The following is a 19094-nucleotide window of genomic DNA, read 5'->3' as shown; positions in this document are numbered from 1 at the left end:
GGACGAGCTGTCCGACGGACTTCCGGCCGGGGCGGGCAGGGCAGCACCAATACACCGGTTCACCGCTCCCCCGCTTCGGCCGATCGAATGAAGCCCGTCGATCGTCGGTCGAAAGGTAGCCGGGGTCACGGGTAGTCACAAGTCGGTGTAGCGCAGATCACGCAATGGTCACGCGGCTGACGCGCTGTCAAATATGGCCTTGCCGCTGGTCAGGGGCGCTCGGGTGTGAACTTCACCGGGAGCGACCGCAGTCCGCGCATGATGAGCCCGCCGCGCCAGCGCAGCGCGTCGGGTTCCGCGGCGAGACGGAGGTCCGGGAGCCGGGTCAGCAGTGTCGCCAGCGCGGTCTCTCCCTCCAGCCGGGCCAGCGGAGCGCCCAGGCAGTAATGGATGCCGTGCCCGTATCCCAGATGCTGGTTGTCCCGCCGGGTCAGGTCGAGCACGTCCGGCTCCTCGAAGCGCGCCGGGTCACGGTCGGCGGCGGCCAGCACCACCAGGACCGGGTCCCCCGCGGCGATCCGCTGCCCGCCCAGCGTCAGCTCCTGGGTCGCGAACCGCCAGGTCGCCAGCTCCACGGGGCCGTCGTAGCGGAGCAGTTCCTCGATGCCGGTGGTGAGCAGGTCGCGGTCGCCGGCCTCGACCGACTTCTGCAGCAGCTCGCGCTGGGCGGGGTGGCGCAGCAGCGCGTAGGTGCCGTTGCCGATGAGGTTGACGGTGGTCTCGAAGCCGGCGAAGAGCAGGATGAACGCCATCGCGGCGACCTCGTTCTCGGTGAGGTGCTCGCCGTGGTCGGAGGCCCGGATCAGGGCGGAGATCAGGTCCTCGCCGGGCTCGGCGGTGGCCCCGAGGGTCTCGCGCTTGCGGTGGATCAGCTCGGCGAGATAGCCGCGCATCTTCTTCACGGAACGGGCGACGCCGCCGCGCGGTCCCCCGCCGTGCCGGATCATCATGCCCGCCCAGTCGCGGAAGTCGTCCTGGTCCTCGCGCGGGACGCCCAGCAGATCGCAGATCGCGTAGATGGGCAGCGGGAACGCGAACTCATGGATCAGATCGGCCTCGCCGCGCCCCGCGAAGTCGTCGATGAGCCGGTCGGTCAGCTCCTGGACGCGCGGGGCGAAGGCGGCGACCCGGCGCGGGGTGAACGCCTTGGAGACCAGCCGGCGCAGCCGGGTGTGGTCCGGGGGGTCGATGTTGAGCAGATGCGTCATCAGGTTGGCGCTGCGCTCCCCCGGGATGCCGACCTTGCCCTTGCCGTGCGCGGTCTCGCTGTGGTGGACCGGGTTCTTGGACAGCCGGCCGTCCGCCAGCGCCTGGCGCGCCTCGGTATAGCGGGTCACCAGCCACGCCTCGACGCCGCTGGGCAGCCGGGTCCGGTGCACCGGCGCATGCTCCCGCAGCCAGGCGTACGCCGGGTACGGATCGGCGGCGAACTCCCAGGTGAACAGCTCGGGGGCGGTCTCGGCGGCCGTCCCGGCGGCCGCTGCGGCGGGGCAGCCGGCGGGGGCGTCACCGGGTGCGCCGGCGTGGGCGTCGGCGGTGGGATGGGGCTGGTGGGGCTCATGGGGCACCTTCCGACCGTAACCGGTGGGCGCACCACGGCGCGCCCGCGCACCCGCCGGGGCCCCGCGAGCCCGTCCGCTACGCCGGATCCACTCCCAGCGCCGACAGGAACGCCAGCGCCGCCGGCGAGGGCCCCCGGGCGCTCCACACCACCCGCTCGGTCCGCTCGGGCGCCGGCCGGACCCGCACGGTGCGGAGGCCGGGCAGCCCGGAGGCAGTGGGCTGGGGGACCATGCCGATGCCCAGGCCGGAGCGCACCAGCTGCGCCAGGAGCTCGACCGAGGTCACCTCGAACGCCACCTCGGAGTCCAGTCCCGCCGCACGGAACGCGTCGTCGCGCTGCCGGCGGGCCGCCGACCCCGCCATGTAGTCCACGAAGTTCTCCCGCGCCACCCGCGCCAGTGTGGTCCACTCCCGCCCGGCCAGCGGGTGATCCGGCGGCACCACCGCGACGAGTTCGCCGCGTGCCAGCTCCTTCTCCCGTACGCCGGTGGTGCGCGCGGTGGGCACCATCCCGATGAAGGCGACGTCCAGCGCACCCTCGCGCACCTTCTCCACGAGTGGTTCGGTCATGTCCATCAGTAGGCTGATCTGCACCTGTGGATACCGGGCATGGAAATCGCCCAGCTCACGGGCGAGGTCGACAGCCCCGACGGTGGAGATCGCCCCCACCGCCAGCCGGCCGCGTACCTCACCGGTGGCCGCCGCTACCTCGGCGCGGGCCCGCTCGGCCGACTGCAGTGTCTGCCGGGCGACGGGGAGGAAGGCCTCACCGGCGGCGGTCAGCCGGACGCTGCGGCTGGTCCGGTCGAAGAGCCGGGCGCCGAGCTCCTTCTCCAGCCGGGCGATCTGATGACTGAGCGCGGACTGCACCACACGGCAGCGCTCGGCGGCGCGGGTGAACCCGCCGGTCTCGGCCACGGCCACCACATAGCGCATCTGGTGCAGTTCCACGCTTACCGACTTTAAGCGACATCCATCTCATTTCACGATGGATCCCATGAAAACAATGTGTTGGACTCATTGATTTTCGTCACCGAGGGTGGAAGTGCCCGCAGCCGTCCCGGTGGCGGGCGACACAGGGGAGGTCAAGCGTGGAGACCGCGCACATCACAGAGCCGGTCGCCGGGGATGCCGCGGCGACCGGACCGGGGTTGGGGCGCGGCACGCTGCTGCTGATGTCGGTCGCCACCGGCCTGTCCGTCGCCGGCAACTACTTCGCCCAGCCGCTGCTGAACGTCATCGGCCAGGACCTCCAGCTGTCCGCATCCACCGCCGCGCTGGTGGTCACCGTCGCCCAGCTCGGCTTCGGGCTCGGGCTGTTGCTGCTCGTGCCCCTCGGCGATCTGCTGGAACGGCGCCGGCTGGCCGTCACCCTGACCGCGGCCACCGCCGTCTTCCTCACCGTCACGGCGAGCGCCCCGAACGCCGCCCTGCTGCTGACCGGTACCGCGCTGACCGGGCTGACCTCGGTCGCCGCCCAGGTCGTGGTGCCCTACGCGGCGACCCTCGCGGCCCCCGCCGACCGCGGCCGGACCGTCGGCACCGTCATGACCGGGCTGCTGCTGGGCATCCTGCTGGCCCGCACGGCCGCCGGGCTGCTGGCCGACGTGGGCGGCTGGCGCACCGTGTACTGGGTCAATGCGGCGCTGATGCTGATCATGGCGGTGCTGCTGCGGCTCAAGCTGCCCGCGCTGCGCACCCCCGTCGGGCTGCGGTATCCGGCGCTGCTGCGCTCCATGCTGGCGCTGTTCGCCCAGGAGCCGGTGCTGCGCCGGCGGGCGGCGCTCGGGGCGCTGACCTTCGCGGGGTTCAGCGTGCTGTGGACGGCGCTGGCGTTCTTGATGTCCGGTCCGTCGTACGGCTGGCAGGAGTCGGCCATCGGGCTGCTGGGGCTGGTGGGCGCGGCCGGTTCGCTGTCCGCGTCGGCCGCCGGGCGGCTGGCGGACCGCGGTCTGGTGCACCACGTCACCGGCGCCGGGGCGTTCTTGCTGCTCGGGTCCTGGGGCCTGCTGGCGGCCGGCGGGTCGGGCGGCGGCTGGTCACTGGCGGCGCTGCTGGCCGGGGTGATCGTGCTGGACCTGTCCGTCCAGGCGGTGCACATCAGCAACCAAAACCTCGTCTACGGGGTCCGGCCCGAGGCGCGCAACCGCCTCAACTCCGCCTACATGACCAGCTACTTCGCCGGCGGTGCGGCGGGCTCCGCGCTGACCTCGGTGGTCTGGGGCACGGCGGGCTGGAGCGGGGTGTGCGCCCTGGGCGCGTCGCTCGCGGCGGCGACGGTGCTGGTCTGGGCCGCGGATCTGCTGCGGCGCCGCGCCCCCCGGCTCAGCGGCGGCTGACGGTCCTCACGCGGTGCCGCCCTCCGCGGCCAGCACCGCGTCCCGGTAGGCCCGGGCGGCCGCCCGCAGCGCCGCCTCGGGGTCGACCCCGTCCGCCTCGGCCCGTATCGCCATCGCCAGCAGTTCGTAGCCGACGCCCCGGCCGGACGGCACGGCGACCTCGAGCCCCGCCGACCGCACCCGCGAGGCGAGCTTCGCCGCGAGGGCGAGACCGGGCTGGGCCAGCGGAATGCCCTCGGTCACCGACTCCCGCTGCTTCTCCTCGGCCTTCGTCCGCATCCAGTGCGCCCGCACGTCCTCCGGGGTCGCCGCGGCCTCCTCCCCGAAGACATGGGGGTGGCGGTGGATCAGCTTCTCCACGATGGTGCCCGCGACATCGTCGACGGAGAACGGCTCGTCGGGATCGTCCTGGGCGATCCGGGCGTGGAAGACGACTTGGAGGAGCACATCCCCCAGCTCCTCGCGCAGCTCCGCGCGGTCGCCCGACTCGATGGCCTCGACCATCTCGTACGCCTCCTCCAGGCCGTACTTGGCGAGGTCCTGGTGGGTACGGATGCTGCTCCACGGGCACTCGGCACGGATCCGGTCCATGACCTGGACGAGATCGAGGAGGCGGGCGCCCGGCAGGTCGTAGGAGCCGGGCAGCAGCTCCAGGTCGGGCATGGTCTCGCGGCCGGAACCGGCCAGCCGGGCCAGGCCGTCGGTCAGCGCGCTCTCGCCCTCCGCGGAGGTCAGGACGACGGCGGTACGCGCACCGTGCACGCAGTGGTCGACCAGCTCACGGGCGGTGGGGGACGCGATCTCCACCTCGATGCCGGCCTCCCGCAGATAGGGCAGCTGCGGATGGCCGGGGTCGGCGCACAGCACCCGCCCGGCCGCGCGCAGGATCTGCCACGCGGGCCAGGACAGCAGGCCGGGGGCGACCCGGTGGCTGGTGGTGAGCAGGACCAGGCGGCCGGTGCCGGAGCCCTCGGGGCGGGCGGCGGCGCCGGTGTCGGCGGCGGAGGCGTCAGCGTTCACGCCTCGAACGTAACGCACCCCACCGACAACGCCCGGCCCCGCCCGCCGAAGGCCCCGGCCACCGCCGCGGACCCCGCCGTACGCCCTCCGGTCAGGCCTGCTCCTTGGCGGACGCCGGGGTGATCCACGGGTCCTTGGTCTCACCGAGGATGACCTGCTGGTCGTCCCACTTGCCGAACCGCGGATTGACGTCGATCCCCATGGAGCGGGAGGTCTTGGCCAGCGCCCGGGCGAGCTGCTGCTGGCCCTGCGGCTTGCCCCGGTCCGCGCCGAGGTGCTTGGCGACGCCGTCGAGCAGCAGCTGGTTGCGGACCATGCCGTCGATCTCGTCGGGCGCGATGCCCTGCTGGAGCCACATCGCCCGCAGCCGCCCCGCACCACCGGCCTGCCGCTCGGCCCCGGCCCGCCACCGCTGGACGTCCCCGCGGCTGACCGTCACCCCGGCGTCCTTCGCGCTGCGCGCCAGCACCTCGTCGAAGATCATGCCGTTGAGGGTGGCCAGGCTCAGCCGGCCGGTGTTCATGACGAGCTGACCGCCCTGCGAGGTCTCGGCCTGGGCGGCGCGCACGTCCTTCACCTTCGCCTGCAACTGCGAGACGGTGATCCGCTTCCCGTCCACGATGGCCGCGGCACCCGGATGCGCGGCGTCACCACAAGCGGCGAGCAGCGGAGCCGCGACCAGCAGCGCGGCGGTGGCGGATACGGAGAGCGCTGTCCTACGGCGGAACACATGGCCTCCCGGCAGATCGTGCGACGAAGTCTCGACCTTGGTGGATCGATGCTATGGAGTCGGCGTGGCCTGAGCCACTGCTTCGGGCAACGATCTGGGGCGGGGTGGGTTTCTCGCCGCGCACCGCCCCCACCCCCTGCCGGGCACGGCCACCCCCGGGAACGGACCCGCCCACCCCCGCGTCTGAGTCACTGGCACCCGGGGCGGCGGTTGCGCAGGGGCTCACGGCCGGGCGGGGGCAGGGCGTGGGTTCGAGTATCTTTTCGAGCTGGGGGAGAGTGAGGGTCCGCATGAACACGGCCGCAGCAACGGCTGGGGATGCCCCGGGTCGGATTCCGGGGGGCGAGGCCCGGACCGGTGTCGTCGTACCGCCGCAGCGGGCGGAGTCGCCGGACGGGCCGCTGGTCGCGACCGCCGGTGACGGCGGCGGACCGCGGGGGCCGCGGGACCGGCTGCGGAGCGCCGCGCACCGGCTGCGCGCGCGGACCGCTCCGCTGCGCCGCCCGCGTCTCGACCCGTACTGGACCGCCGGCTTCTTCTTCCTCACCTACGCGGTACTGGCGTTCTGGCGCTTCCGCACCCTGTCCACCTCCTCCTGGGACGTGGGCATCTTCGAGCAGGCGATACGGGGCTACGCCCACTTCGGGGCGCCGATCGTCGACCTCAAGGGGCCGGGCACCAACATCCTCGGGGACCACTTCAGCCCCGTCCTGGTCGTACTCGCCCCCGTCTACCGGCTGTTCCCTTCGTCGCTGACCCTGCTGATCGCGCAGGCCGCGCTGTTCGCGCTGTCCGTGCTTCCGGTCACCCGCGCCGCCGCCCGTTCCCTGGGCCGCCTCCCGGGCCTGGCCATCGGCGTCGCGTACGGGCTGTCGTGGGGCATGCAGAAGGCCGTCGACTTCGACTTCCACGAGATCGCCTTCGCGCTGCCGCTGATCGCCTTCGCGCTCGAGGCGGTGCTGCGCGGGCGGTGGACCGCGGTGGTGTGCTGGGCCGCGCCGCTGGTGCTGGTCAAGGAGGACCTCGGGGTGACCGCGGCCACCATCGGCGCGCTCGCACTGCTACGGACCCGGCGGGCGAGCCCGCTGGCCATCGGGCTGGTCGCCTTCGGCCTCAGCGCCACCGCCGTCACCCTCGGCGTGCTGATACCCGGCTTCAACGGCTCCGGCTCCTACGACTACTGGAGCAAGTTCGGCGCCGAGGGCGGCGGCGCGACGATACCCCTGGCCACCGCCGTCCGCACCACCCTGTGGGTCCTGCTGCCCACCACGGGCCTGCTCGCGCTGCGCTCCCCGCTGCTGCTGGTCGCGCTGCCCACCCTGGGCTGGCGGTTCCTGTCGCACGAGCCGCACTACTGGGGCACCGACTGGCACTACAGCGCCGTGCTGATGCCGGTGGTCTTCCTGGCGCTGGTCGACGCGCTGCCGCGGATCCGGGTCTCCACCCGCCCCCGGCTGCGCTCCTACGCCCACCATCTGCCGGCCGCCGTACTGGCCGCGGCCCTGGCGCTCACCACCACTCTGCCGCTGGCCCGCCTCACCGAGGCCGCCACCTACCGCACCTCGCCGGACGCCGTCGCCGCCGAGAAGCTGCTGGCGCGGATACCCGACGGTGCGAGCGTGGAGTCCGACATCCGGCCGCTGAGCCGGCTCACCGGCCGCACCCGGGTCTTCTGGACCGGTGACACCGGTGGCCTGGCACCCGACTACGTCGCCGTCCAGCTGCCCGCCGACCGCACCCCGCACCAGGCCCTGGCGGACGCCATGGCCCGCCATCCCCGCTCCACCTACGTCCTGCTCGGCTCCGCCGGGGGCCTGCTCGTATTCCACAGGACATCCGCCCGCTGAGCGCGTACGGTGCCGCGATGACCACCGATGTGATCGTCCTGAACGGCGGCTCCAGCGCGGGCACTTCCACCCTGGCCCGGGCCCTCCAGGAGACCCTCCCCCGCCCCTGGCTGACCCTCGGCGTCGACACCTTCGTCGCCGCGCTGCCGCCCGCACTGATGACCTCCCCGGACGGGCTGGTGCTCGCGCCCGACGGCACGGTCTCGGTCGGGCCCGCGTTCCGCGCACTGGAGACCGGCTGGCTGCACGGCATCGCGGCGATGGCCCGCGCCGGCACCGGCATCATCCTCGACGAGGTCCTCCTGAGCGGCGGCGCGGGACAGGACCGCTGGCGCCGGGCACTGGACGGCCTGACGGTCCTGTGGGTCGGCGTGCACTGCGACCCCGCCACCGCGGCCGCCCGCGAACTCGCCCGCGGCGACCGGGTGGTGGGCATGGCCGCCACCCAGGCCGCACTGGTCCACCAGGGCGTCCACTACGACCTCGAGGTCGACACCAGCTGCGATGATCCGGCCCATTGCGCACGGCTGATTGCTTCCCACGTTGCCGGGTGATCCGCCGTTCTTGTTTCTGTGGGTTTTTTCCCGCCTTCGGCGGGAGCGGAAGGGGTGGGTTGTGGGGTGGGGCCCGGTGGCTGTGTTGGTGGTGGCGGGGGCAGGGGCTCCGGGGTGGGTGTGTGGACTGCTTCGCTTTACGTCCACACACCCACCCCTCCGCCCCTGCCCCCTCCCGTAGTTGTGGGGCCCCACCCCGGTGGGGGGAAGAGTCAAAGACAAAAGCCAGAAGCTCGGCCGGAGTGTGACGCGGCCGAGCTTCTGGCTTTTTGACCATTCCTCCCACCGGGCGGGGGTGCCGATCCGAGCGGGAGGTGGGGGGCCGGAGGGGCCTGTGTTGTGGACGTAAAGCGAAGCAGTCCACAACACAGGCCCCGGAGGTCCGCCACCGGCACCACCACAGAGCCACAGCCGCCCCCGCCCAAACACAACCCACCCCCGCCGAAGGCGAAAAACAACAGACGAGGCACGGCGCCGCACCCGAAAACGTGGGAAGCGGGGCCTACGCGCCCAACCCGGTGAGGAACTCACCCACCCACGCGAGTAGCTCGCGCCCAACCAACGGCTTGCCGCCGATCTTGCCCGTGGCCGGCCGCGGCACCAGAACCTGGCGGGTAGCCGGCTTGAGGACCGTCCTCGGATACAGCCGCTTCAGCCGCAGCTCCTGCGATTCGCGCAACTCCACGGGCCCGAAACGGACATTGGCACCCTGGAGCGTGATGTCGCAGACCCCGCACGCGCGGGCCAGCATCCGCAGACCGGCGACCAGCAGCAGGTTCTCGACGGGCTCGGGCAGCTTGCCGTAGCGGTCGGTGAGCTCCTCGCGGACGGCCGCGATGTCCTCCTCCGACGTGGCCGAGGCGATGGCGCGGTACGCCTGGAGGCGCAGCCGCTCGCCGGGCGCGTAGTCGTGCGGGACGTGGGCGTCCACCGGGAGTTCGATCTTGACCTCGAGCGGGGGCTCCTCCTCCACGCCGCCTTCCAGGGAGGCGCGGTAGTCGGCGACCGCCTCGCCCACCATCCGGACGTAGAGGTCGAAGCCGACACCGGCGATGTGGCCGGACTGCTCGCCGCCGAGGAGGTTGCCCGCGCCGCGGATCTCCAGGTCCTTCATGGCGACGTACATGCCCGCGCCCATCTCGGTGTGCTGGGCGATGGTCGCCAGCCGCTCGTGGGCGGTCTCGGTGAGCGGCTTCTCCGGCGGGTAGAGGAAGTAGGCGTAGCCGCGCTCGCGGCCGCGGCCCACCCGGCCGCGCAGCTGGTGGAGCTGGGAGAGGCCGAAGTTGTCGCCGCGCTCGACGATCAGGGTGTTGGCGTTGGAGATGTCGATGCCCGATTCGACGATCGTGGTCGAGACCAGGACGTCGAACTTCTTCTCCCAGAAGTCGACGACGACCTGCTCCAGCTGGGACTCGCCCATCTGGCCGTGGGCGGTCTGGATCCGGGCCTCGGGGACGATCTCGCGGAGCCGGGCGGCGGCGCGGTCGATCGACTCGACGCGGTTGTGGATGTAGAAGACCTGGCCCTCGCGCAGGAGTTCACGGCGGATGGCGGCGCCGATCTGCTTCTGCTCGTAGGGGCCGACGAAGGTCAGGACCGGGTGGCGCTCCTCGGGCGGGGTGGTGATCGTCGACATCTCGCGGATGCCGGTGACCGCCATCTCCAGGGTGCGCGGGATGGGGGTGGCGGACATCGTCAGGACGTCGACGTTGGCGCGCAGCTTCTTCAGCTGCTCCTTGTGCTCGACGCCGAAGCGCTGCTCCTCGTCGACGATGACCAGGCCGAGGTCCTTGAACTTGGTCTCGGAGGAGAACAGCCGGTGGGTGCCGATGACGAGGTCGACGGAGCCCTCGCGCAGCCCGTCGAGGACGGCCCTGGCCTCGCCGTCGGACTGGAAGCGGGAGAGCGCCTTGACGTTGACCGGGAACTGGCCGTAGCGCTCGGTGAAGGTGCCGTGGTGCTGCTGGACGAGCAGCGTGGTCGGGACCAGGACGGCGACCTGCTTGCCGTCCTGGACGGCCTTGAAGGCCGCTCGCACAGCGATTTCAGTTTTACCGTATCCAACATCGCCGCAGATCAGGCGGTCCATCGGGACCGACTTCTCCATGTCCTCCTTGACCTCGGCGATGGTGGTGAGCTGGTCGGGCGTCTCCGCGTACGGGAAGGCGTCCTCCAGCTCGCGCTGCCAGGGGGTGTCCGGGCCGAAGGTGTGGCCGGGCGCCGCCATCCGCGCGCTGTACAGCTTGATCAGGTCGGCGGCGATCTCCTTGACGGCCTTCTTGGCGCGCGCCTTGGTCTTGGTCCAGTCGGCGCCGCCGAGCCGGTGCAGGGTGGGGGCCTCGCCGCCGACGTACTTGGTGACCTGTTCCAGCTGGTCGGTGGGGATGTAGAGGCGGTCGCCCGGCTGGCCGCGCTTGGCGGGGGCGTACTCGACGAGGAGGTATTCGCGGGTGGCGCCCTGGACCGTGCGCTGCACCATCTCGATGTAGCGGCCCACACCGTGCTGTTCGTGCACGATGAAGTCGCCGGCCTGGAGGGTCAGCGGGTCGATGGTCTTGCGGCGGCGGGCCGGCATCCGGGCCGCGTCCTTGCCGGCCGCCTTCTGGCCGGAGAGGTCGGTCTCGGTCAGGACGGCGAGCTTCAGCCCCGGGTCGATGAGGCCGTTGTCGAGCGAGCCGCAGGAGACGTGGACGACGGAGGGGGAGATCCCGGGGAGGTCGGCGTCCAGGCGGGCGGGGATGCCCTCCCCGCCCAGGACCTCGACCGTACGGGCCGCGGGGCCGTGCGCCTCGGTGACGTAGAGGGTGCGCCAGCCGTCGGCGAGCCACTGCTTGGTGTCGGCGAGCGCGCGCTGGGTGTCGCCGCGGTAGGTGTCGGGGGCGTGCATGCCCAGCTTGAGGCTGTCGCCGTCCGCCGCCAGGTCCTCGTCGGCCGCGAAGGGGGAGACCGACCACCACATCATGCCCAGCTCGCGGGCCCGGTCGCGGACGTCCGCGATGCCCCACAGGGACGCCGCGCCCACATCGATCGGTGCCGCCCCGCCGCCCGCGCTGGCCGCCCACGACGCCTGCAGGAACTCCAGGCTCGTCGCCACCAGGTCGGCGGCCCGGGTCCGCACCCGCTCCGGGTCGCAGACCACCGCCATGCTCCCCTTCGGCAGCACGTCCAGCACCAGCTCCATCTCGTCGACGAGCACCGGGGCGAGCGACTCCATGCCCTCCACCGCGATGCCCTCGGCGATCTTGCCGAGGAGTTCGCCCAGCTCGGGGTGGTCCTCGGCGAGGGCGGCGGCGCGGGCGCGGACGTCCTCGGTCAGCAGCAGCTCGCGGCACGGCGGCGCCCACAGGCCGTGCTCGGCGACCTCCAGGGACCGCTGGTCGGCGACCTTGAAGTAGCGGATCTCCTCGACGTCGTCGCCCCAGAACTCCACCCGCAGCGGGTGCTCCTCGGTCGGCGGGAAGACGTCCAGGATCCCGCCGCGGACCGCGAACTCACCGCGCTTCTCGACCAGCTCGACGCGGGCGTAGGCGGCCGCCGCCAGCCCGTCGACGACCTCGGCGAGATCGGCGCTCTGCCCCGACCGCAGACTGACCGGCTCCAGCTCGCCCAGCCCCTTGACCTGCGGCTGGAGCACCGAGCGGACGGGGGCGACGACCACGGAGACCGGGCCGGCCGTCGGGTCGTCCGCGCGCGGGTGGGCCAGCCGGCGCAGCACCGCGAGGCGCCGGCCGACGGTGTCCGAGCGCGGCGAGAGCCGCTCGTGCGGCAGCGTCTCCCAGGACGGGAACTCGACGACGGAGTTGTCCTCGCCGGCCGGCATCAGGCTGCGCAGGGCGGCGGCGAGGTCCTCCGCCTCCCGGCCGGTGGCGGTCACCGCGAGCACCGGGCGGCCGGCCCGCCGGGCGAGCGCGGCGATGGCCAGCGGGCGGGCGGCCGGCGGCCCCACCAGGTCCACGTGCGGCCGGTTTCCGTCGGCCGCGGCCTGCACCGCTTCGGCGAGCGCCGGGTCCTGTGCGACGGCGTCGAGCAGACCAGTCAGGCTCATGAAAAGGGTTCCGTCCCAGCGAGGCGAACAACGCAGCAGCCCGACACGTCGCACGGGCCGGGGTTGCCAAGAGTACGCCCGCCCACCGCCCGGCCGGACCGGAACCCGGGACCGCCCGGCGCCCCGGCCGGGCCGGTCCCTGCGCGCGGGCGCGGTTCCCTCCCCCGGCACCCGCATGGAAGGGTGCACGGTACAACGACCTTGGAGGGGGAACGGTGAGCGGAAGCACCCGGCGTACCGGCCACGGCGGACCCGATGCGCTGCGCAGGGCGGGCCCGGCGCCCGGGGGAGCGCCGCCCCGCCCGGTCGTCGCCGGCCTCATGCTCGGGATGGCGCTGGCCGCGCTCGACTCGACGATCATCGCCACGGCCGTCCCGCAGATCGTCGGTGACCTCGGCGGCTTCGCGGTCTTCTCCTGGCTGTTCTCCGGCTATCTGCTGGCCGTCACCGTCACCCTGCCCGTCTACGGCAAGCTCTCCGACACCTTCGGCCGCAAGCCCGTCCTGATCACCGGGATCGTGCTCTTCCTCGCCGGCTCGCTGGCCTGCGCGGGCGCCTGGAACATGGCCGCGCTGATCGCCTTCCGGGTGGTGCAGGGGCTGGGCGGCGGCGCCCTCCAGGGCACCGTGCAGACCATCGCCGCCGACCTCTACCCGATGCGGGACCGCCCCAGGATCCAGGCCCGGCTCTCCAGCGTCTGGGCGGCCTCGTCGGTCGCCGGGCCCGCGCTGGGCGGGCTGCTGGCCGCCGGTGCCGGGTGGCGGTGGATCTTTCTGATCAATGTGCCGGTGGGGGCGGTGGCCCTCTGGCTGATCGTGCGGCACTTCGCCGAGCCGCAGCGCGGCCCGGAGCGCGCCGCGGTCCGCCGCTCCCGGGTGGACTGGCCCGGCGCACTGGCGATCTTCGCGGCCGGCGGGCTGCTGCTGACCGCCCTGGTCCAGGGCGGGGTGGCCTGGACCTGGCTCTCCGCGCCGTCGCTGCTGCTGTTCGCCGGCAGCGCGGGCTGCGCGGCGCTCACCGTCCTCATCGAACGGCGGGCCGCGGAACCGATCATTCCTGGCTGGGTGTGGCGCCGCCGCCCCCTGTGCGCCGTCAATCTCGCGCTGGGCGCCCTGGGTCTGCTGATGGTCGCGCCGACGGTGTTCCTGCCGACCTACGCCCAGGCGGTACTGGGCCTGGGCCCGACCGCGGCCGGCTTCGTGCTCTCCGTGATGACCCTGAGCTGGCCGGTCTCGGCCGCCCTGAGCAGCCGTGTCTACACCCGTCTCGGCATCCGCAACTGCGCGGTGCTCGGCATCGCCGCGGCCGGTGCGATCCTGCTCGCCTTCCCGCTGCTGCCCTACCCCGGCGCGGCCTGGCAGCCCGCCCTGATCATGCTGGCACTCGGCGCGGCCCTCGGCCTCTTCCAGCTCCCGCTGATCATCGGCATCCAGTCCTCCGTCGGCTACCGGGAACGCGGCACCGCCACCGCCTCCATACTCTTCTGCCGCCAGGTCGGGCAGTCGCTCGGCGCCGCGCTCTTCGGCGCGCTCGCCAACGCCACCCTCAACGACCGTCTCGCGCAGGCCCCTTCGGGCATCCGCCGCGGCCTGCCCGACGACCTCGACGCGGTCTCCCGCGCGCTGGCACACCCCGGCGCGCTCACCGCGCAGGCCACCGACTACCTCCGCCGCGCCGTCGACACCACCGTCGACCACGTCTACCTCGGCGCCGCCGCGGCCGCCGCGCTCGCGCTGACCGCGCTGCTGGTGCTGGCGCCGCGGCGCTTCCCGGTGCACGCCGACGTCCGCGCCGCGGGCGAGGGCGAGCCGGGCGGGAGCTGACGGCCGGACGCCGGTCTCAGGAGTCCGCGCTGCCGCGGCTGCGGGGCACCTGCGTCTCGACGGTGTCCTCCGCGTCGGAGCCCGTGAACCGGCCGGGGCGAGCGCCACGTCCGCTCTCCCCCGCCTCCTCCGTGCCCGCGTCGTGCTCCTCGGGCACCGGCGTCTTCCCGGTGAGCGCCGCCAGGCTGGTGCGGACGTGGGCCATGTGGACCCGGACCTCCGCCCGCTCCGCGTCATGGGCGGCCACGATCCGCTCCGAGGCCCGCTCGATGCGTTCCACCTCGGCGCGGGCCTGGGCCAGCATTCCGGCGGCGCGGCCGTCGGCGTCCTCCTGGCGGTGGCGGGCCTCCTCCTCCGCCTCCGCGTACCGCCGCTGGGCGTCGGCCCGGGCGGCCTTCCCCCGGGCGTCGAAGTCGATGAGGAGCCGGTCGGTCTCCGCCTCCCGCTCCGCCAGCTCCTGCCCGGCCGCGTCCCACTCCTGGGACTGCCGCTTCTCCTGGTCGCACAGCAGCTGCGCGGTCCGCGCGCGCACCTGCGCCAGCGCCTCGGCCGCGTCGTCCCGCAGCTCCGCGGCCTCCTGGGCCGCCGTGACCGCCAGCTCCGCGGCCTCACCGCGCGCCGCCTCCTCCGTGCGCCGGCCCCACGCCTCCGCCTCGGTGCGCAGGGCGTACGCCGCCCGCTCGGCGACGTCCCGGACCTCGTCCGCGTAGGCGGCGGCCTCGTCGCCGGCCTGCCGGGCCTCCCGCTCCGCCCCGGCCCGCAGCCGCGCCGCCTCGGACTGCGCGGTCGTGAAGATCAGCCGGGCCTCTCTGCCGAGGGACTCGAAGGTCTGCGGCGGCAGCTGCGCCACATAGGCGCGCAGCTCGGTGAGTTCGGCCTCCATCTCGTGGGACAGGACGGTGAGCCGTGCGGCGCGCTCCCAGCAGGAGTCGCGGTCGACCGAGATCCCCTCCACGCGACGGTCCACGTCCTCCGGCCGGTAGCCGCGCCCTCGTACGGTCTCGAACCCGTGAGGCGAAACCGATGCACTCATCCTTCAAGCCCCTCTCCGCGCAATGACCCGCACTTCTCGTGGGATCGGTGCGAAGCGCCCTCATCACGACACTCCGCCCAACCCACCCCACAGGATGCGTCATTTATCGGCAGAAGTCGGAATCCGATCATCGTCGCGCAGGGCCTGGAACAACCGGCTCGCCCCGTTCTCCTTCCACGGCAGGACCGAGCCGACACCACTGACCATCACTCCGGGCCGCATCACCGGCACCGTCGTCGCCGTCCCCGCGCCCGATGAGATCTGCCGCATCGACCTGCCCATACCCAGCAACTGCGCCACATCCGCGTCGTCGTCCACCCTCAGCGCCGCCAGCGAGGCATCCAGTACCCGCTTGGACCGGGACGGGTCGAGGTACACGTCCGAGGACGCCATCCCGTCCGCCACCGCGCCGATCAGCTGCCGCTGGCGCTTCACCCGTCCGAGGTCTCCGTCGGGGTCGGCATACCGGGCGCGGACGTACGCCAGTGCCTCGGTGCCGTTCATCCGCCGGCAGCCGGCCGGGAAGTCCGCCCCCGACTTCTCGTCCTTCAACGGCTTGTCCAGACACAGCCGCACCCCGTTCAGCGCGTCCACGATCTGCACGAAGCCCAGGAAGTTCACCTCGGCATAGCGGTCGATGCGCAGTCCGGTCGCCTGCTCCACCGTTCGGGTGAGCAGCTGCGGTCCGCCGTCGGCATAGGCCTCGTTGATCTTCCGGCTGCCGTGGCCCGGTATCGGTACGTAGCTGTCCCGCGGCAGGCTGACCAGCGTGGGGCCGTGCTCGCCGGAGTGCAGCACCATGATCGTGTCGGTGTTCTGCACCCGGTCGTTGCCGACGTGCAGGTCCTTGCGCTGCTGCGGGGTCAGCTCACTGCGGCTGTCGGAGCCGACCAGCAGCCAGTTCGTGCCCTTGCCCGCGGCCGGCCGCCCGGCGTAGCCGCCCAGCGCGGACACGTGCCGCAGATTGCCCTCGGCCCAGAGGTAGAGCCAGGCCCCGCCCGCGACCACCAGGAGCACCAGCACCAGCAGGGTCACCAGCGTCGTGGGGAGCCACGACCACCGGCGCCGGCGCGGCCCCGGCAGGCCCGGCGGCCTGCCCGCCCGTCGGCGGTGCCACCACCGCGCGCGCTCCGCCCGGTACGTCGTCGGCGACGACGAGGCGGAGAGCGGGGGTATCGGACGGCCCATATACGCATGGTCGGGGCACCCGGCCCGGACCGCAGTGCGAACGCGGTGGCCACGGCCCGCCGGCGCCGGTCACCCGGGGCGCCGGTCCGCGGTGTCCTGGGGGCCCGGCCGGCCCTACAGCAGCCCGTCCCACATCTGTTCCAGCAGCACCGACCACCAGGTCTCCGGCGAGCCCAGTGCGGGCGGGTCCAGCGCGACCAGCTGCGCCTGGAAGTCGACGGTCCAGCGGCCCGCCTGCTCCGGTGTCAGCCCGTACCGCAGCCGCCACATCCGCCCCAGCATCGCCAGGGCGCGCACGAACTCCGGCAGCCCGGAGTTGACGAACTGCGCAGTCGCGGGCGCACCGCCCGGCCCGGCCTCCATCGGCACCGCCACGATGTGCGCGCTCCCGTACTGCACACACAGCTGACGGCCGAAGTCGTTGCCCATCACCAGATACGAGCCGGCATCCGGGGCCGGCTGCACCATGCGCTCCGCCGCCAGCTCCGCCAGCGTCGGCACCGGGCGGCCCGGCTGCGCCTGCGCCCAGAAGAACGGCCCGAAGTCGACCGGCAGCCCGGCCCACACCAGCATCTGGGCCACCACGTCGGGCACCCCGTGCCGGGACACCGCCCGCTGCTCGAAACGGAAGATCCCCTGCGGCCCGAAGGCCTGCTCCAGCTCCTGCCCGATCATCTGCGGCGGCACCGGCGGTATCGGCTGCACCTGCGAGGGGTGCGGCAGCGGCACCCGTACCGGAGCCGGCCGCGCCGGGCCGTCCGCGACCTGGTGCAACTCACCCTGGTGCTCGACGAGGTGCCGTACGCCCTGCTGGCGCGAGGCGTGGTCGCGGCCGTACGCGGCGGTGTGGCTGATCCGCACCTGCGGCCAGTTGTCCCGGATCATCCGGGCGCAGTACCCGCCCGGCAGATCACAGCACTCCAGCTCGGTGTGCAGCTCCAGCACCTGCTGCGGCGGCACGTTCATCCCGCGCAGCTCGTGCAGCAGCTGCCACTCGGGGTGCGGCGTCCCGGGCGCCGAGCGGCGCACGATCTTCTGCTCGGAGCCGTCCGGCGCGCGGTAGCTCAGGACGGCCATGTAGCCGGGGCCGACGGTCGGCTGACCGCCGGGCGCCGGCGGGTAGCCGTACGCACCGGGGCCGCCGGCACCCTGGCCGGGGACCGGCGCACCCGCGCCCTGCGCCCCGTGCGGGGCCGGCGGGGGGCCGGGCGGAGCCGTGGGCACCCCCGGCGGGGGCACGCCGGGACCGGCCGCGTGCGGCACTCCGGGCACGCCCGGCGCACCGGAGCCGACCGGGCCGCCCGAGCCGGCGGCCAGCGCCGCGCCGTCGGCGAGCATCGTGGCGGCGGCGTGCACCCCGCCGCCCGTACCGCCCACGGCGGGCGGGGCCGGCGGCGGAGGCGGACCGCCCTGGCCGCCGGGGGGCTGAGCGCCCGCGGACGCCCCGGACTTCCCGGACGCGCCCGGCTTCCCGGGCGGCCCGGGCGGCTTGGGTGCGCCCGGCACCCCCGGAGGGCCGGGCGGCGGGGGCACACCAGGGCCGCCGGCCGCGCCCGGACCGCCCGCTGCGGGCGGCGGCACCTGGAGGGCCGCGCCGTCGGCGAGCATCGTCGCGGCGGCATGCACCCCGCCGGAGCGGGCACCGCCCGAGGCGGGGGCCCCCGTGTCAGGGGTGGTGCCGGCACCTTCGGAACCGCCGGTCTTCCCCGTCCCGTCCAGCCCGTCCACCGCGCTGAGATCCACGTCCGCGGCGTCCAGCTGCGACACCAGCTGGGTGGGGATGTAGCCACCGGCCGGTGCGGCCTGGTGGGCGTCGGCCTCCGGCGCCTCCTGCGGTGCGCCGCCCCGGCCGACGCCGGGGGGACCGGGAGGCGGCGGGCCCGCGGCGGCGTTGCCGGGCAGCGCCGAGCCGTCGGCGAGCATCGTCGCCGCGGCATGCACCCCGCCGCCCACAGGCGGTGCGGGCGGCGCAGGCGGAGGGGGAACGCCCGGTTCCGCCGCGGCGGATCCACCGGCACCCGGCGGGGGCGGCACGTCGGTGACCGGCGGTCCGGACGGCGGCGGCAGCGCGGACAGGCCGGCGGCGGCCGGCGGCGCGGACGGCACCGGCGGCGGCAGCACCCCGTCACCGGGCCCGCCGGCCGGACGCAGCCGCCCCGCCGGACCGCCCTCGGCGGCCGGCAGATCCAGCGCGGGCGCGATCTGCGTACGCGGCAACTGGCTGCCGCCCTGGAGCAGTTCGGTCTTGGCCTCCGGGCGCGCCCGCGGCGCCGACGGGGTGTCGTCCGCCTCGTCGAAACCGGCCAGCGGCGGGGCGAAGACGGTCTGGGGCAGCCCCACCGAGCGGTCCTCGCCGCCCGCGCCGTGCGTCGTGTCCGCGCCGTCCCACGAGGCCGGCGCGGCGGAATCCGGCGAGCCGGCACCGTCCCGGGCGGGCCCGCCGTCGGCGGCGTTGACGTTCACCCCGGCCCAGGCGTCCGCGGCCGGGGGCGCGGCAGCGGTCGCGGGCGGCGGTATCGGGGCCGGGGCCGGGGCCGGTCCTGCGGCTCCCGTGCCTTCCGCTGCCCGCCGCTCCGCTGCCCCTCGCGCGTCGGCCGCCTCCTGGAGCCATTCCGGCGGCGTCAGCAGGAACGAGGTGGCCTCCAGGTCGATCCGCTGCGGCGGCTCCGGCGCGGCGTACCCGCCGTCCGCGGGGGCGCCGTACGCCTCCTCGTAGCGCCGGATCACCTCGCCGACCGGCAGTCCCGGCCACAGCGTGGTCTCCCCGCTGTCCCGGGCGATCACCAGCCGGGCCCGGCCGCCGCCCGTCGACGGGCCTCCCGCCCGGTCCTCGGCCCAGGCCACGAAGCCCAGGTCGAACTCCCGCACCTGTACCTCACGGTGGAGCTGCGGCGGCACCTCGCCGTTCGCCCACAGCTCCGCGCGCTCCTGCGCCTGCGCGAATGTCACCAC

At 74.1% G+C, this 19094-nt stretch carries 12 protein-coding genes; 4 read left to right on the top strand and 8 right to left on the bottom strand.

Going from position 1 to position 19094, the window contains the following annotated elements; all coding sequences use genetic code 11:
- Window positions 1-209: 209 nt before the first annotated feature.
- Both OIU81_RS22000 and OIU81_RS21995 read right to left on the bottom strand, forming a co-directional pair.
- Window positions 210-1568, bottom strand: coding sequence for a cytochrome P450 family protein (locus OIU81_RS22000; RefSeq protein ID WP_443074024.1), 1359 nt, complete (start codon window positions 1566-1568; stop codon window positions 210-212).
- Between the two features lie 70 nt (window positions 1569-1638).
- Window positions 1639-2514 carry a LysR family transcriptional regulator gene (locus OIU81_RS21995; RefSeq protein WP_329150471.1) on the bottom strand — a complete coding sequence of 292 codons (876 nt, stop codon included), beginning with the start codon at window positions 2512-2514 and terminating at the stop codon, window positions 1639-1641.
- Between the two features lie 140 nt (window positions 2515-2654).
- On the opposite strand from OIU81_RS21995, the gene OIU81_RS21990 reads away from it, so the two are divergent.
- A complete protein-coding gene (locus tag OIU81_RS21990; protein ID WP_329150469.1) occupies window positions 2655-3902 on the top strand; it encodes an MFS transporter in 1248 nt (415 codons plus the stop codon).
- A 6-nt stretch (window positions 3903-3908) separates the two neighbouring features.
- Here OIU81_RS21990 and OIU81_RS21985 read toward each other — a convergent pair whose 3' ends face one another.
- The gene (locus OIU81_RS21985; RefSeq protein ID WP_329150467.1) at window positions 3909-4922 is read right to left on the bottom strand and encodes a nucleoside triphosphate pyrophosphohydrolase; all 1014 of its coding nucleotides are present in this window, start codon (window positions 4920-4922) and stop codon (window positions 3909-3911) included.
- 91 nt (window positions 4923-5013) lie between these two features.
- A complete protein-coding gene (locus OIU81_RS21980) occupies window positions 5014-5652 on the bottom strand; it encodes a SurA N-terminal domain-containing protein (RefSeq protein WP_329150465.1) in 639 nt (212 codons plus the stop codon).
- A gap of 290 nt (window positions 5653-5942) precedes the next feature.
- Between OIU81_RS21980 and OIU81_RS21975 the strand changes: the two genes are divergently transcribed.
- Window positions 5943-7499 carry a DUF2079 domain-containing protein gene (locus OIU81_RS21975; RefSeq protein ID WP_329150463.1) on the top strand — a complete coding sequence of 519 codons (1557 nt, stop codon included), beginning with the start codon at window positions 5943-5945 and terminating at the stop codon, window positions 7497-7499.
- A 17-nt stretch (window positions 7500-7516) separates the two neighbouring features.
- Window positions 7517-8053, top strand: coding sequence for a chloramphenicol phosphotransferase CPT (cpt, locus tag OIU81_RS21970; RefSeq protein ID WP_329150461.1), 537 nt, complete (start codon window positions 7517-7519; stop codon window positions 8051-8053).
- 502 nt (window positions 8054-8555) lie between these two features.
- Here cpt and mfd read toward each other — a convergent pair.
- The gene (gene mfd / locus OIU81_RS21965) at window positions 8556-12098 is read right to left on the bottom strand and encodes a transcription-repair coupling factor (protein WP_329150459.1); all 3543 of its coding nucleotides are present in this window, start codon (window positions 12096-12098) and stop codon (window positions 8556-8558) included.
- Between the two features lie 215 nt (window positions 12099-12313).
- On the opposite strand from mfd, the gene OIU81_RS21960 reads away from it, so the two are divergent.
- Window positions 12314-13921, top strand: a complete 1608-nt coding sequence (locus tag OIU81_RS21960; protein ID WP_443074023.1) for an MFS transporter — start codon at window positions 12314-12316, stop codon at window positions 13919-13921.
- Between the two features lie 16 nt (window positions 13922-13937).
- On the opposite strand, the gene OIU81_RS21955 is transcribed toward OIU81_RS21960, so the two are convergent.
- The 3 genes from OIU81_RS21955 to OIU81_RS21945 all read right to left on the bottom strand — a co-directional run bounded on the left by OIU81_RS21955 (window position 13938) and on the right by OIU81_RS21945 (window position 19094).
- On the bottom strand, window positions 13938-14954 hold the full coding sequence (locus OIU81_RS21955) for a cellulose-binding protein (RefSeq protein ID WP_329150456.1): 1017 nt from the start codon (window positions 14952-14954) through the stop codon (window positions 13938-13940).
- Window positions 14955-15053: 99 nt separating this feature from the next.
- Window positions 15054-15989, bottom strand: a complete 936-nt coding sequence (locus OIU81_RS21950; protein ID WP_329155278.1) for an LCP family protein — start codon at window positions 15987-15989, stop codon at window positions 15054-15056.
- Window positions 15990-16256: 267 nt separating this feature from the next.
- A complete protein-coding gene (locus OIU81_RS21945) occupies window positions 16257-19094 on the bottom strand; it encodes an SUKH-4 family immunity protein (protein WP_329150454.1) in 2838 nt (945 codons plus the stop codon).

Origin of the sequence: Streptomyces sp. NBC_01454, assembly GCF_036227565.1 — a bacterium.
In the GTDB taxonomy this organism is placed as follows: Bacteria; Actinomycetota; Actinomycetes; order Streptomycetales; family Streptomycetaceae; genus Streptomyces.
This window is presented reverse-complemented; position numbering and strand designations above follow the sequence as displayed.

Bases quoted from the DNA above. Each gene is read 5' to 3' on its own strand.
- mfd (WP_329150459.1), bottom strand. From the start codon at position 12,098: ATGAGCCTGACTGGTCTGCTCGACGCCGTCGCACAGGACCCGGCGCTC.
- OIU81_RS21975 (WP_329150463.1), top strand. From the start codon at position 5,943: ATGAACACGGCCGCAGCAACGGCTGGGGATGCCCCGGGTCGGATTCCG.
- OIU81_RS21955 (WP_329150456.1), bottom strand. From the start codon at position 14,954: ATGAGTGCATCGGTTTCGCCTCACGGGTTCGAGACCGTACGAGGGCGC.
- cpt (WP_329150461.1), top strand. From the start codon at position 7,517: ATGACCACCGATGTGATCGTCCTGAACGGCGGCTCCAGCGCGGGCACT.